The organism is Achromobacter sp. JUb104, from assembly GCF_024806975.1.
Lineage (GTDB): Bacteria > Pseudomonadota > Gammaproteobacteria > Burkholderiales > Burkholderiaceae_B > Achromobacter > Achromobacter spanius.
Window position 1 is genome coordinate 2583797 of the sequence record NZ_JANUEY010000001.1, and the last position, 13659, is coordinate 2597455.

Below are 13659 nucleotides of genomic sequence, written 5' to 3' on the forward strand. Positions count from 1 at the left end.
GGCACGCCGCGGTGCACCGCCGATTTCGCCGCAATGGTGCGCGGCCTGCCTTACCCAGCACCTGTACGAAGCATGGCTGTAGCGGCTTCACCTGTAGTACCCCTGAGAAACCCAGGTGGCACAAGGTTTGCTTGTCAAAGCACGGCATCCGCCGCGCAGCGGCGGTCACCTGTCAGTCCCTTTCCAGCCCGGAGGCTCGCAGTGAAATCGAAGAAATGGTTCTCCCTAAGCATCGGCGCATTGGTCCTTGCGGCCGCGCTACCCGCCACCCAGGCATTGGCCCAGACCAAGGGCGGCACCCTGAACATGATTGTTCAGCCCGAGCCGCCTGTGATCGTCACGGCCATCAACCAGCAAGGGCCCACGCAATTCGTCGCGGGCAAGATCTACGAAAGCCTGCTGACCTATGACACCAACCTGAAGCCCAAGCCGGGCCTGGCCAAATCCTGGGAGGCGTCGGCCGATGGCTTGACCTACACCTTCCACCTGCAAGACAACGTCAAGTGGCATGACGGCAAGCCGTTCACGTCCGAAGACGTCGTGTTCTCGCTGGCCGAGATGCTGCCCAAGACGCATGCGCGCGCCCGCGTCATCCTGAACAAGTTCGTTGACTCGGTCACCGCGCCCGACGCCAAGACCGTCGTCATCAAGCTGAAGACCGCCTTCCCGGCCTTCATGCTGATGTTCGAACCGGGCTTTGCCCCCATGATGCCCAAGCATCTGTACGCCGGCACCGACTTCATGACCAATCCGGCGAACCAGAAGCCGGTGGGCACCGGCCCCTTCATGTTCAAGGAATGGAAGCGTGGCGAATATATCAAGCTGACACGCAACCCCAACTACTGGAAGCCGGGCCTGCCGTACCTGGACGAGTTGGTGTTCAACGTAATCCCGGACGCAGCCTCGCGCGCGGTGGCCTTCGAACGCGGCAGCGTGGACGTGCTGCGCGGCGGCGACGTGGACAACGTCGACATCAAGCGCCTGCGCGCCCTGCCCAAGGTGGAATACACCACCGCCGGCTGGGAGATGTTCTCGCCCCAGGCCTACCTGCTCTTCAACATGCGCAAGCCGCCCTTCGACAATCTGAAGGTGCGTCAAGCGGTCATGGCTGCGATGAACCGGCAGATGGTGGTCAACAATATTTTCTTCGGCCTGGGCAAAGTGTCGACCGGCCCGTTCGTCACCACCGAAATGTTCTACGACAAGAACACGCCGCCCATGCCTTTTGACATGAAGAAGGCGCGCGCGCTGATCAAGGAATCGGGCATCAAGCCCGAGGACTACACGATCCGCCAACTGAGCTTTCCGTACGGCTCCACCTGGGACCGCCTGGGCGAATACACCAAGCAGGCGCTGGAACAACTGGGCTTCAAGGTGAACCTGGAATCCACGGATGCAGGCGGCTGGGCCAGCCGCACCGGCAACTGGGACTTCGACCTGACCACCAACTTCACCTACCAGTACGGCGACCCGGCGCTGGGCGTGCAGCGTCTGTATATCTCGTCGAACATCGTCAAGGGTTCGCCGTTTGCCAACGTGCAGGGCTACAGCAACCCCGAGACCGACAAGCAGTGGGAAGCCGCCGCCTCTGAAGTCGACCCCGCCAAGCGCCAGGAGATCTACTCCAAGCTGCAGACGACGCTGGTCAACGAAGTGGCCAACGGCTTCATGGTGGATATGGAGTTCCCCACCTTGTACCGCGCCAACGTCAAGAACCTGGTCAAGACCGCCATTGGCCTGAACGAATCGTTCGACGACGTCTACATCGAAAAGTAAGCGCAGCAAGACGCCGCCGCGGAGCTCCCCGCGGCGGCGGATCCCGGCCGCGCGGCGGGCAGGCCCTTGGCTGCCCACGCCAGCCTGAGAAGGACTTCAAGCATGAAATTCCTGTCTTTTCTGTTGTCCCGCATCGGCAAGGCCCTGGTGGTCGTGCTGGGCGTGGTGATCATCAATTTCTTCCTGATCCGCCTGGCGCCCGGCGACCCCGCCGCCGTGCTGGCGGGCCAGGCCGGCGCGGGCGATGCCGCCTACGTCGACCAGTTGCGCGTAGCCTTCGGGCTGGATAAGCCCATCATGACGCAGCTCATGCTGTACCTGAAGGGCGTGGTGCAACTGGACCTGGGCTTTTCGTATCGCAACCACGTGCCGGTGCTGGACCTGATCGTTGAACGCCTGCCCGCGACGTTCCTGCTGATGTCCTGCGCCTTTGTGTTTTCCATCGTGCTGGGCGTCTTCCTGGGTGTAGTCGCCGCCAAGGCACGCTACCGCAACAAACGCCGCTGGATCGACAGCTCGGTCATGACGGGCGCGCTGCTGCTGTACGCCACGCCGCTGTTCTGGCTGTCGCTGATGGGCATTCTGCTGTTCTCGGTGGTGCTGGGCTGGCTGCCCGCCTTCGGCATGGAAACCGTGGGCGCCGGCCTGACCGGATGGGCCCGCGCCTCGGACATCGCGCAACATCTGATCCTGCCCACCGTCACGCTGGGTTGCTTTTTCATGGCCGTCTACGTGCGCTTGACGCGGGCGTCGATGCTGGAAGTGATCGGCATGGACTTCGTGAAGACGGCGCGCGCCAAGGGGGTTAGCCCCAGCCGCGTGATTCGCGCCCACGTGTTGCGCAACGCGCTGCTGCCCGTCATCACCTTCGCCGGCATCCAGCTTGGCCAGATGGCCGGCGGCGCGGTGCTGACCGAAACCGTGTTTGCCTGGCCGGGCATCGGCCGCCTGATGTTCGACGCCCTGCTGCAACGCGACTACCAATTGCTGCTGGGCATCTTCCTCGTCACCTCCATCATGGTGGTGGTGTTCAACCTGCTGACCGACGTGCTGTACCGCCTGATCGATCCGCGCATTGGCGCCGGTGCGCAGCAAGGAGCCGCCGCATGAAGTCATTTGCCCAACGTTATATGCGCAACTACGGCGCGGTGGCTGGCCTTGCCATCATGCTGATCGTGGTGATCGTGGCGCTGGCCGCCCCGCTGCTGTATGAAGAGTCGCCCTGGATGATGGTGGCCGACCCCTTGATTCCGCCGTTCACCAATGCCGCCTACCCCTTCGGCACCGACATGCTGGGACGCGACATCACGGCGGGCCTTGTGTGGGGCGCGCGCGTGTCGCTGATGGTGGGCCTGCTGTCGACCGCGGTGGCGCTGCTGTTCGGGATCCTGATCGGGTCGGTGGCCGGCTACTGCGGCGGCCGGGTGGACGACGCGCTGATGCGCTTCACCGAGTTCTTCCAGACCATTCCGCAATTGGCCATGGCGGTGGTGCTGGTAGCCATCCTGAGCCCATCGGTGTATTCCATCATGGGGGCCATCGCCGTGGTGTCCTGGCCACCGGCGGCGCGGCTGGTGCGTTCGGAATTCATGACGCTCAAACAGCGCGAATTCGTCCAGGCCGCCATCGTCATCGGCCAGACGCCCGCGCGCATCGTCAGCACCCAGATCCTGCCCAACGCCATGTCGCCCATCATTGTGTCGGCCTCGTTCATGGTGGCGACCGCCATCCTGACGGAATCGTCCCTGTCCTTCCTGGGCCTGGGCGACCGCAACCTGATGAGCTGGGGCTTCATGATCGGCGCGGCACGCACGATGATCCGTGAAGCCTGGTGGATGAGCGTCTGGCCCGGCGTGGCCATCTTGCTGACGGTGCTGGCCATCAACCTGATCGGCGAAGGCTTGAACGACGCCCTCAACCCCCAACTGCGCAAGCGCGGCGAATAGGAGGCCGACATGACCGAAGCCACGCCTCTGTTGTCCATTCAGAACCTAAGCATTGCGCTGCCCCGGGGCGGCGACCGGCCCTTTGCCGTGCAGGATATTTCCTACGATATCCACGCCGGCGAAATCCTCTGCATCGTGGGCGAGTCCGGTTCGGGCAAGTCCATGAGCGCCAACGCCATCATGGGCCTCTTGCCCGACTACCTGACGCCGCAGCAAGGCCGCATTCTGTTCCGTGGCAAAGACCTGCTGCGACAAGACGAAGCCACCCTGCAAGCCATGCGCGGCAAGGACATGGCGATGATCTTCCAGGAGCCGCTGTCGGCCCTGAACCCGCTGATGACGGTGGGTGAACAGATCAGTGAAGTCATGCGCGTCCACAACGCCTATCCGGGCGCCGAACGCATGCGGCGCACGTTGGAACTGCTGGACTTCGTGGGCCTGCCGGACCCGGCCACGCTCTACCACGTCTATCCGTTCCGCTTGTCGGGCGGCCAACGCCAGCGCGTCATGATCGCCATGGCGCTGGCGCTGGAGCCAGCGCTGCTGATCGCCGATGAGCCCACCACGGCGCTGGACGTCACCACGCAGGCGCAGATATTGGCGCTGATTGCCCGCATCCAAAAGGAAAAAGGCATGGGCGTGATGTTCGTTACGCACGATTTCGGCGTGGTGGCCGAAATTGCCCATCGCGTTGCCGTCATGGAAAAAGGCATCTTAGTGGAGCAAGGCCCCGCCGACGAGGTCTTGAACCGTCCGCGCCACCCCTACACCCAGCGCCTGATCGCGGCGGTGCCGCACCGCCGTGGCGAAGAACGCGTGGCAACCGGCGACGACGCGCCCGTGCTGGAAGTGAAAGACCTGAAGAAAACCTACGTGATCGGCCATGGCTGGCTGGGCGGCAAGCGTGAAGTGCATGCCGTGGACGGCGTCAGCTTCACCGTGCGGCGCGGCGAGACGCTGGGCATCGTGGGGGAATCAGGGTCGGGAAAATCGACCATCGGAAAATGCCTGCTGAAGCTGGTGGGCATCAACGGCGGGCAATTGATCTTTAACGGCCAGGACATCGCCAAGATGTCGGAGTCGCGCTTTCGCCCGATGCGCCACGATATCCAGATGATCTTCCAGGATCCGTTCGCATCGCTCAACCCGCGCCACACCGTGGGACGCATCATCAGCGACGGCCCGGTGGCCAACGGCGTGCCGCGCGCGAAGGCCGAGGCCCGCGTGCGCGAACTGCTGTCGCTGGTGGGCCTGGATCCGTCCGCCTTTGACCGCTATCCAAATCAGTTTTCGGGCGGGCAGCGCCAGCGCATCGGCATTGCGCGCGCGCTGGCGCTGGAACCCAAGGTACTGGTGGCCGATGAATCGGTATCGGCGCTGGACGTGTCGGTGCAGGCGCAGGTGCTGCAACTGCTGCATGACTTGCAACAGCGCTTGCAGATTGCGCTGGTATTCATCACGCACGACCTGCGGGTTGCCGCTCAGATCTGCAATTCGGTGCTGGTGATGCATCGCGGCAAGGTCGTCGAGTACGGCTCGCCGTCACAGATTTTCGACAACCCCCAGGATGCCTACACGCGGCAGTTGATCGCCGCCGTGCCCGGCCAGCACTGGGACCCCACTCAGGCGACAATGGCCTGATCACAAACGCCCTGCCCCCCGCAAGACAACCCCAAGCCAACCTCAGGAGCATTCCTCGTGCAACGTCCCGCCGCCGTTCCCACCGTGCAGATCGATAACGAATTGGTCACCGTCACCGAATGGCGCTTTCCGCCCGGTGGCGAAACGGGCTGGCATCGCCATGGCATGAACTACGTGGTGGTCCCGCAAACCACCGGCCCCTTGCTGTTGGACACGCCTACCGGCCAGGTCACCAGCCAGCTCACGACGGGCATCGCCTACTATCGACCGGTTGGCGTTGAGCACAACGTCATCAACCCCGGCGATACCGAATTCGTTTTTGTCGAAATCGAAATCAAGCAGGCCTGACGCATCAGCGAGGATCATCATGAAGGCGTTTTTCACGGAAGAACAATTGCTGCACACCCCGCAGCAATTCATGCGGCTGGGCCGGCTCAGCGCCCCCACCGATCTGCCGTCCCGCGCGGAAAGCCTGCAAGGCGCGCTGGCGGCGCGCGGCATCCTCGTGGAAGCCCCTTCCGACTACGGCCGCAAGCCGCTTGAGAGCATTCATAGCGCCGATTACCTGAACTACCTGGAAACCGCCTACACACGCTGGCAGTCGCTGAAAGCGCCTGGCGTGGACCCCGGGCCGGAAGTCCTGCCCAACCTGTCGCCCTACTACAGCGGCCGCATCGAACAGGCCGGGCGTGGGCCCTGCCCTTCGCCGTCCATCGTGGCGCAAACGGGCTACTACCTAAGCGACCTGTCTTGCCCGATCGGCCCGCACACCTGGCGCTCGGCGCTGCGCTCGACCCATAGCGCGGTGGCGGCGGCGGACCATGTCGCCAGCACGGCGGGCATGGCCTACGCGCTGTGCCGTCCGTCCGGCCATCACGCGCATCGTGACCGCGCCGGCGGCTTCTGCTACTTGAACAGCAGCGCGGCGGCGGCCAGCCGCTTGCTGCAAACCTGGTCCAAGGTGGCGGTGCTGGATGTGGACGCGCACCATGGCGATGGCACGCAGAACATCTTCTACCAGCGCGCCGACGTCATGACCGTGTCGCTGCACGCCGACCCCAGCGCCTACTACCCTTTCTACACCGGCTATGCGGACGAACGCGGCCACGGCGCGGGCGAAGGCTACAACCTGAACCTGCCGCTTGCGCATGGCTCGGGCAACGATCCCTTCCTGGCCGCGCTGGACACGGCATTGACGGCGCTGGCCGGCTACGGGCCGCAAGCGCTGGTGCTGGCATTGGGCTTCGACACCTACAAGGACGACCCGATCAGCGTGCTCAAGCTGGACATCGACGCCTACCGCGACATCGGCGCGCGCGTGGCCAGCCTGCGTGTGCCGACCGTCGTGGTGCAGGAAGGCGGCTACATGGTCCAGGCCATCGGCCCCGCGCTAGACGCCTTCCTGCAAGGCATGGGCCAGGCCAGCGCCTGACGCGCGCATCCTTCCATGGCCTCCGTTCCAGACGCCGTCCTGCCCGCCCCCGCCGCGTCGCGCAACGCGGGCATCCTGCTGTTCTTCGCGGCGCTGGTGGCATTCGCCACGTTTGACGCCGGTTCCAAGCACATGCTGGAACGCTATCCCGCGCCCTTTCTGAACGTGATGCGGTATTTGGCGGTGATTGTCCTGGCGGTGTACATGCTGTGGCGCCACGCCCCCGGCCTGCGCTTGCGCGACGCGCCCGAGAAACCGCTGCTGGTGCTGCGCGGAGTAACGCTGGCCACGGTGGCCACGTGCTTCATGACCGCGCTGATCTGGATGCCGCTGTCGGAAGCCACCGCCATCTATTTCACCTCGCCGCTCATCATGGTGGCGCTGTCGCCCTGGCTGCTGCGCGAACGGGTGCGGCCCGTGCAGTGGGTGGCGGTAGCCGCGGGCTTTGCCGGCATGCTGCTGATTGTGCGCCCCGGCGCCGACCTGCCGCTGCTGGGCACACTGTTGATGGCGGTCTCGGCCGTGTGCTACGCGATTTTCCAGGTGCTGACGCGCAAGCTGTCGGGCAAGGTGCCCGGGCCGGTCCAATACGCCTATACCGCGATCATCTGCCTGATTGTCACGGCGCTGCCCGCCCCCTTCTTCCTGCCGGACCCCTGGCCTGGCGCGGCCGACGCCACGCTGATCATCGCACTGGGCGCATGCAGCGGCTTGGCGCAGGTGTTGCTGATTGCCGCGTTCCAGCGCGTATCGGCCGCCACACTGGCGCCCTTGAATTACTTCCAACTGCTGCTGGCGGTCTTGTTCAGCACGTTCTGGTTTCAACGGCCGCCAGACGGCCTGGCCTTGGCGGGCATGGGGCTGATCATGGCCTCGGGCGTGTTCCTGGCGCTGCGCCGCGCGGCATGACGCCGCCCTTCAACTGGTTTCGCGCTGCACCAGCGTAAAGCCCAAGTCCACATGGCGCTGGGCGACAGGCTCGCCGGCCAGGTGGCGCATCAACAGGTCGGCAGCCGACAGGCCGATCTGGTAGCGAGGCGTGGCGATGGTCGACAAGGGCGGCGTGGTCCAGGCGGTTCCGGCCAGGTCATGAAAGCCAATGATGGCCATCTGCTCCGGCACGCGCACGCCCAGCCTGCCGCACTGAAACACCGCGCCCTGCGCCAGGTCATCGTTGCAGAAGAAGACGGCATCGCAATCGGGATGCTGGGTGCGCAGCGTGTCTAGCAAGGACGCGCCCAGGCTGATGGACGATTTCTCCGGCGTCATGATTTCCAGCGTGGCGTCATAGCAGCCCGCATCGCGCAGCGCCTGCCGCGCGCCTTCGCAGCGGCGCAGCGAACGCGGGTCCAATTGAGCCCCGATGATGCCGATCCGACGGCGGCCGCGCTCAACCAGGTGGCGGCAAGCGGCGTAACCCGAATCGAACTGGGAAAAGCCCACGCTCATGTCCTCGCCATCGGCCAGCGTTTCGATGGTGTGCACCGTGGCAATCCGCTGCGTGCGCAGCAATGCCCAGGTGCCTGGGTTGTGGTCGATACCGGTCAAGATCACGCCGTCCGGGGAATGCTGCAGATACTTGCGCAGCAAGGCTTCTTCCGCGTCGGGCGAATACCCTGTCACCCCGATCAGCATGTGATAACCCTGCTGGTCCAGCACTTCCTTGATGCCGGAAATGATGTCCACGAACACCACGTTGCTCAACGACGGAATCAACACCACGATGGTTTGCGACCGCGCCGACGCCAACGCGCTGGCGGCATGATTGGGCACGTAGCCCAAATCCTGGCAGACCCGGGCGATGCGCAGGCGCAAGGCCTCGGCCACCTTGTCAGGCGTGCGCAACGCGCGCGACACCGTGATGGCGCTGACGCCCGCACGGCGTGCAACCTCTTGCATGGTGACGCGGCCGGCGTGTGAGCTGCGGGGTTTACGGACGGACATTGGGCCTCGTGGTCGAATGGGAAGCGCGTAGTCTGACGCAAAAAACAGGGCTTGCCAAAGCCGAAATGTTAGCGCTAACATCCGCAAAAGCATAAGCGAAAAAAGCCCCGGAAAACGGGGTAGGAGACAAACATGCAAGCTTCCCGATCCGGGCGGCCCGGCGGTTCCCCGTTGGCCCGCGCCGCCGACTGGTGTTTCAAGTTGCAGACCTGGCTGATGGTGGCCTGTCTGGTCGTCATGGTCGTGCTGCTGTTCGGCAACGTGACGCTGCGCTACCTGTTCAATTCCGGCATCAATGCGTCAGACGAGGTGTCCCGCCTGGCCTTCGTCTGGCTGATCTTCCTGGGCGCGGTGATTGCCCTGCGCGATCACCACCACATTGGCGTCACCATGCTGGTCGACCGCTTCGGCCCCACGGCCCGCCGCGTGTCGCACGTGTTCTGCCAGTTGCTGGTGTTGTGGGTGCTTTGGCTGATGGCGCAAGGCAGTTGGGTACAGACCGTGATCGGCATGGGCACCGTGCTGCCCGTGACGGGAATGCGCCTGGCGGTGTTTACCACCGCGGCGCTGTACGCCTCGGTCGCCATGGGCATCCTGACCGTGATCGACATCATCCGTGTGCTGGCAGGCGGCCGCTTGCCGGCGGAATCCAGCCCGGAAGACCCCGCCATCTGATCGCGGCCCTGCCCGCCCCCCGCATCCGCCTCACTGCCCCGCCCGGAAACTCGTAATGATCCTGACCGTCTTCCTGCTAGTGCTGCTTGGGCTGATCGCCCTGGGCATGCCGATTGCCTTCGCGCTGCTGCTTAGCGCCCTGGCGATGATGTTCCAACTGAATTTCTTCGACACCCAGATCCTGGCGCAGAACATGTTGACGGGCGCCAACAGCTTCACACTGATGGCGGTGCCGCTATTCATGCTGGCGGGCGAGCTCATGAACGCGGGCGGCATCTCACGCCGCATCGTGCGTCTGGCCAGCATGTTCGTCGGCCATATTCAGGGCGGCTTGGGCTATGTGGCCATTTTTGCCAGCGTGCTGTTGGCCGCGTTATCGGGCTCGGCCGTGGCCGATGCCGCCGCGCTGGGTTCCCTGCTGATCCCCATGCTGCGCGAAAAAGGCTATGACGCCGGGCAGGCGTCGGGGCTGATCGCCGCCGGCGGCATCATCGCCCCCATCATTCCCCCGTCCATCTCGTTCATCATTTTTGGCGTGGCCACGAATGTGTCGATCACCAAGCTGTTCTTTGCGGGCATCGCGCCCGGGCTGATGATGGGCATGACCTTGGTGGCGGTATGGACCTGGGTGGCGCGCAAGCACGGCAGCATCACGCCTACGCCGCGCGAGCCCTGGAGCAACCGCTGGAAAGCGCTGCGCGAATCGCTGTGGGCGTTGATGCTGCCCGTCATCATCATCGGCGGGCTGCGCGGCGGCATCTTCACGCCGACGGAAGCCGCCGTGGTGGCCGCCGTCTACGCGCTGGCCGTCAGCCTGTTCGTCTACCGCGAAATCGGCCTGCGGGACCTGGTACCGCTGTTCGTGAACGCCGCGCGCACCACGGCCGTGGTGATGTTCCTGGTGGCCGCCGCGATGGTGTCGTCCTACATGATCACGCTGGCTGACATGCCGCAGGATCTCATCGCGCTGCTGGAACCCATCATGGACCAGCCCAAGCTGCTGATGTTCGCGCTGCTGATTCTGCTGACCTTGATCGGCACGGTCATGGACCTCACGCCCACCATCCTGATCCTGGCGCCGGTGCTGATGCCGGTCGTCACCAAGGCCGGCATCGACCCCGTCTACTTCGGCGTCATGTTCGTCATGGTGGGCTGCGTGGGCCTGCTGACTCCGCCTGTCGGAACGGTACTGAACGTGGTGTGCGGCGTGGCCCGCATCAATATGGAAACTATCTGCAAGGGCGTGTGGCGCTACGTCGTGGCCTATACGGTCTTGCTGATTCTGTTGGTGATCTTCCCAGAACTGATCACCGTACCCGCACGCTGGATGCACTAGCGGCATAGAGAAAACCCCAAGGAGGAGCACCATGACCATTCGATTCAAGACCCGTCTACTTGTGCTGGCTACCGCGCTGTCCTGCGCTGTGGCCGGCGTGGCCGCGGCGGCCGACGTCAAGCCGCGCCTGATCCGCTTCGGCTACGGCCTGAACGAAGAAAGCGTCCAGGGCCGCGCCGCGCGCTTCCTGTCGCAAGAGCTTGAAAAAGTCAGCGACGGCAAGCTGAAGATGCGGACCTTCGGTTCCGCCACGCTGGGTTCCGATGAACAAATGCAGGGCGCCCTGGCCGGCGGCGCACAGGAAATGATGGTGGGTTCCACCGCGCCGCTGGCAGGCATGGTCAAGGAATTCGGCGTGTTCGACCTGCCCTTCCTGTTCAACAGCGAAAAGGAAGCCGACGCCGTGCTGGATGGCAAGGTGGGCCAGGACCTGTTGAAGAAGCTGGAAGCCAAGGGCCTGGTCGGCCTGGTCTATTGGGAAAACGGCTTTCGCAACATGACCAATTCCAAGCATCCGATCGTGCGCGCGGAAGACATGCAAGGCATCAAGCTGCGGGTCATGCAGAACCAGATCGCGTTGGGTGTCTTCAACACGCTGGGCGCGAACGCCGTGCCCATGCCGTTCTCGGAACTGTTCACTGCCCTGGAAACGCGCACGGTTGATGGCCAGGAAAATCCCATCACCACTATCCAAAGCAGCAAGTTCTACGAAGTGCAGCCCTTCCTGACCATCACGCGCCACGTCTACACGCCGTGGGTGGTGCTGGCCTCGAAGAAATGGTGGGACACCTTGTCGCCTGACGAACAGAAGCTGATCCGGCAAGCCGCGGCGGCCTCGCGTGATTTCGAACGCAAGGACAGCCGCGAGGATTCGACCAAGGCCATGGCGACGCTTGAAAAGGCCGGCATGAAGATCAACACCGTCAGCCCCGAGGAAGTGGCCCGCATGCGCCAGAAGGTTCAGCCGGTGGTCGACAAGTACACCCAGGAACTGGGACCCGAGCTCATCAAGCAGATGAACGACGAGATCCAGAAGGCGCGTAACTAAGGCCTGTTTACTGACGTCTCAATATTGGCGTCTTATTACCTGACGCCCAAGCGAAGCAAGCGAGTCACCCATGTCTCAGATACCCCGCAAGTTGCGCAGCCAGAAATGGTTCGACGACCCCTCGCACGCCGATATGACGGCGATCTACGTCGAGCGCTATCTTAACTACGGCCTGACGCGGCAAGAGCTGCAGTCCGGGCGGCCGATCATCGGCATCGCCCAGACCGGCAGCGACCTGGCGCCCTGCAACCGGCATCACCTGGCGCTGGCCGAGCGCATCAAGGCGGGTATCCGGGACGCGGGTGGCATCCCGATGGAGTTCCCGGTACATCCGCTGGCCGAACAAGGCCGGCGGCCCACGGCGGCGCTGGATCGCAACCTGGCCTATCTGGGCCTGGTTGAGATCTTGCACGGTTATCCGCTGGACGGCGTGGTGCTGACCACCGGATGCGACAAAACCACCCCCGCTTGCCTGATGGCCGCCGCCACGGTCGACCTGCCCGCCATCGTGCTGTCGGGCGGGCCGATGCTGGACGGCTGGCACGACGGCCAGCGGGTGGGTTCCGGCACCGTCATCTGGCATGCGCGCAACCTGATGGCGGCGGGCAAGCTGGACTACGAAGGCTTCATGACGCTGGCCACGGCATCGTCGCCGTCGGTCGGGCACTGCAACACCATGGGCACGGCGCTGTCCATGAACTCGCTGGCGGAAGCCCTGGGCATGTCGCTGCCCACCTGCGCCAGCATTCCGGCGCCTTATCGCGAACGCGCGCAGATGGCCTACGCCACCGGCATGCGCATTTGCGACATGGTGCGCGAAGACCTGCGGCCGTCACACATCCTGACTCGCCAGGCCTTCGAAAACGCCATCGTCGTGGCGTCGGCGCTGGGCGCGTCCAGCAACTGTCCGCCCCACTTGATCGCCATGGCCCGCCACGCCGGCATCGACCTTAGCCTGGACGATTGGCAGCGCTTGGGCGAAGACGTGCCGCTGCTGGTCAATTGCGTGCCGGCCGGCGAACACCTGGGCGAAGGCTTCCACCGGGCGGGCGGCGTACCCGCCGTCATGCACGAGCTGCTGGCGGCTGGCCGCCTGCACGCAGACTGCGCCACCGTGTCCGGCAAAACCATCGGCGACATCGCCGCCGCCTCCAAGACCCGCGACGCCGACGTCATTCGCACCTGCGAGGCGCCGCTCAAGCACCGCGCCGGTTTCATCGTGCTGTCGGGCAACTTCTTCGACAGCGCCATCATCAAGATGTCGGTCGTGGGCGAAGCCTTCCGCCGCACGTATCTGTCGGAGCCCGGATCGGAGAACGCCTTCGAGGCGCGCGCCATCGTGTTCGAAGGCCCCGAGGACTATCACGCCCGCATCGAGGACCCGTCCCTGAACATCGACGAGCACTGCATTCTGGTGATACGTGGCGCCGGCACGGTGGGCTATCCGGGCAGCGCGGAGGTCGTCAACATGGCCCCGCCTTCGCACCTGATCAAGCGCGGCGTGGACTCGCTGCCTTGCCTGGGCGACGGCCGCCAAAGCGGCACATCGGCCAGCCCCTCCATCCTGAACATGTCACCGGAAGCCGCTGCGGGCGGGGGCCTGGCGCTGCTGCGCACGGGCGACAAGATCCGTGTCGACTTGAACCAACGCAGCGTGACGGCATTGGTTGATGACGAAGAAATGGAACGGCGCAAACAGGAACCGGCATACCAGCCACCGGCGTCGCAAACGCCTTGGCAGGAGCTCTATCGGCAACTGGTCGGCCAATTGTCGACCGGCGGTTGCCTGGAACCCGCAACGCTTTATCTGAAAGTGATCGAAACGCGGGGCGATCCCCGGCATTCACACTGAACGCAGAAG

12 protein-coding genes are annotated in these 13659 nt (G+C 64.3%); 11 read left to right on the plus strand and 1 reads right to left on the minus strand.

Annotated features, from left to right (window positions below; genetic code table 11):
- Positions 1 to 201 precede the first annotated feature (201 nt).
- The 7 genes from M2361_RS11720 (at position 202) to M2361_RS11750 (ending at position 7704) form a co-directional block, all read left to right on the plus strand.
- Positions 202 to 1776, plus strand: a complete 1575-nt coding sequence (locus M2361_RS11720) for an ABC transporter substrate-binding protein (RefSeq protein ID WP_259249175.1) — start codon at positions 202 to 204, stop codon at positions 1774 to 1776.
- A gap of 102 nt (positions 1777 to 1878) precedes the next feature.
- Positions 1879 to 2886: an ABC transporter permease gene (locus M2361_RS11725; RefSeq protein WP_100855145.1), complete on the plus strand. Its 1008-nt coding sequence runs from the start codon at positions 1879 to 1881 to the stop codon at positions 2884 to 2886.
- Positions 2883 to 3722 (plus strand): ABC transporter permease, encoded by an 840-nt coding sequence (locus M2361_RS11730; protein WP_100855144.1) that lies wholly within the window; start codon positions 2883 to 2885, stop codon positions 3720 to 3722. Before M2361_RS11725 ends, M2361_RS11730 begins: the two co-directional genes overlap by 4 nt.
- A gap of 9 nt (positions 3723 to 3731) precedes the next feature.
- Complete coding sequence (locus M2361_RS11735) at positions 3732 to 5363, plus strand: ABC transporter ATP-binding protein (protein ID WP_259249176.1); 1632 nt, start codon at positions 3732 to 3734, stop codon at positions 5361 to 5363.
- Positions 5364 to 5420: 57 nt separating this feature from the next.
- On the plus strand, positions 5421 to 5711 hold the full coding sequence (locus M2361_RS11740) for a cupin domain-containing protein (protein ID WP_050448609.1): 291 nt from the start codon (positions 5421 to 5423) through the stop codon (positions 5709 to 5711).
- A 19-nt stretch (positions 5712 to 5730) separates the two neighbouring features.
- Positions 5731 to 6795 carry a histone deacetylase family protein gene (locus M2361_RS11745; protein WP_259249177.1) on the plus strand — a complete coding sequence of 355 codons (1065 nt, stop codon included), beginning with the start codon at positions 5731 to 5733 and terminating at the stop codon, positions 6793 to 6795.
- A 15-nt stretch (positions 6796 to 6810) separates the two neighbouring features.
- Entirely contained in the window at positions 6811 to 7704 is an 894-nt protein-coding gene (locus M2361_RS11750) for a DMT family transporter (protein WP_259249178.1), read from the plus strand.
- A gap of 9 nt (positions 7705 to 7713) precedes the next feature.
- On the opposite strand, the gene M2361_RS11755 is transcribed toward M2361_RS11750, so the two are convergent.
- Positions 7714 to 8739, minus strand: a complete 1026-nt coding sequence (locus M2361_RS11755; protein WP_259249179.1) for a LacI family DNA-binding transcriptional regulator — start codon at positions 8737 to 8739, stop codon at positions 7714 to 7716.
- A gap of 132 nt (positions 8740 to 8871) precedes the next feature.
- Here M2361_RS11755 and M2361_RS11760 point away from each other — a divergent pair, with 132 nt between their 5' ends.
- The 4 genes from M2361_RS11760 to M2361_RS11775 all read left to right on the plus strand — a co-directional run bounded on the left by M2361_RS11760 (position 8872) and on the right by M2361_RS11775 (position 13650).
- Positions 8872 to 9414 carry a TRAP transporter small permease gene (locus M2361_RS11760; protein ID WP_259249180.1) on the plus strand — a complete coding sequence of 181 codons (543 nt, stop codon included), beginning with the start codon at positions 8872 to 8874 and terminating at the stop codon, positions 9412 to 9414.
- 55 nt (positions 9415 to 9469) lie between these two features.
- Positions 9470 to 10750 (plus strand): TRAP transporter large permease, encoded by a 1281-nt coding sequence (locus M2361_RS11765; protein WP_259249181.1) that lies wholly within the window; start codon positions 9470 to 9472, stop codon positions 10748 to 10750.
- Between the two features lie 31 nt (positions 10751 to 10781).
- Complete coding sequence (locus M2361_RS11770; RefSeq protein WP_259249182.1) at positions 10782 to 11798, plus strand: TRAP transporter substrate-binding protein; 1017 nt, start codon at positions 10782 to 10784, stop codon at positions 11796 to 11798.
- Positions 11799 to 11868: 70 nt separating this feature from the next.
- Entirely contained in the window at positions 11869 to 13650 is a 1782-nt protein-coding gene (locus M2361_RS11775; RefSeq protein WP_259249183.1) for an IlvD/Edd family dehydratase, read from the plus strand.
- Positions 13651 to 13659: the final 9 nt, after the last annotated feature.

Excerpts from the sequence above, each read along its gene's own strand:
- M2361_RS11730 (WP_100855144.1), top strand. The coding sequence starts at position 2,883 with ATGAAGTCATTTGCCCAACGTTATATGCGCAACTACGGCGCGGTGGCT.
- M2361_RS11745 (WP_259249177.1), top strand. The coding sequence starts at position 5,731 with ATGAAGGCGTTTTTCACGGAAGAACAATTGCTGCACACCCCGCAGCAA.
- M2361_RS11775 (WP_259249183.1), top strand. The coding sequence starts at position 11,869 with ATGTCTCAGATACCCCGCAAGTTGCGCAGCCAGAAATGGTTCGACGAC.
- M2361_RS11765 (WP_259249181.1), top strand. The coding sequence starts at position 9,470 with ATGATCCTGACCGTCTTCCTGCTAGTGCTGCTTGGGCTGATCGCCCTG.
- M2361_RS11755 (WP_259249179.1), bottom strand. The coding sequence starts at position 8,739 with ATGTCCGTCCGTAAACCCCGCAGCTCACACGCCGGCCGCGTCACCATG.
- M2361_RS11750 (WP_259249178.1), top strand. The coding sequence starts at position 6,811 with ATGGCCTCCGTTCCAGACGCCGTCCTGCCCGCCCCCGCCGCGTCGCGC.
- M2361_RS11760 (WP_259249180.1), top strand. The coding sequence starts at position 8,872 with ATGCAAGCTTCCCGATCCGGGCGGCCCGGCGGTTCCCCGTTGGCCCGC.
- M2361_RS11735 (WP_259249176.1), top strand. The coding sequence starts at position 3,732 with ATGACCGAAGCCACGCCTCTGTTGTCCATTCAGAACCTAAGCATTGCG.
- M2361_RS11770 (WP_259249182.1), top strand. The coding sequence starts at position 10,782 with ATGACCATTCGATTCAAGACCCGTCTACTTGTGCTGGCTACCGCGCTG.
- M2361_RS11725 (WP_100855145.1), top strand. The coding sequence starts at position 1,879 with ATGAAATTCCTGTCTTTTCTGTTGTCCCGCATCGGCAAGGCCCTGGTG.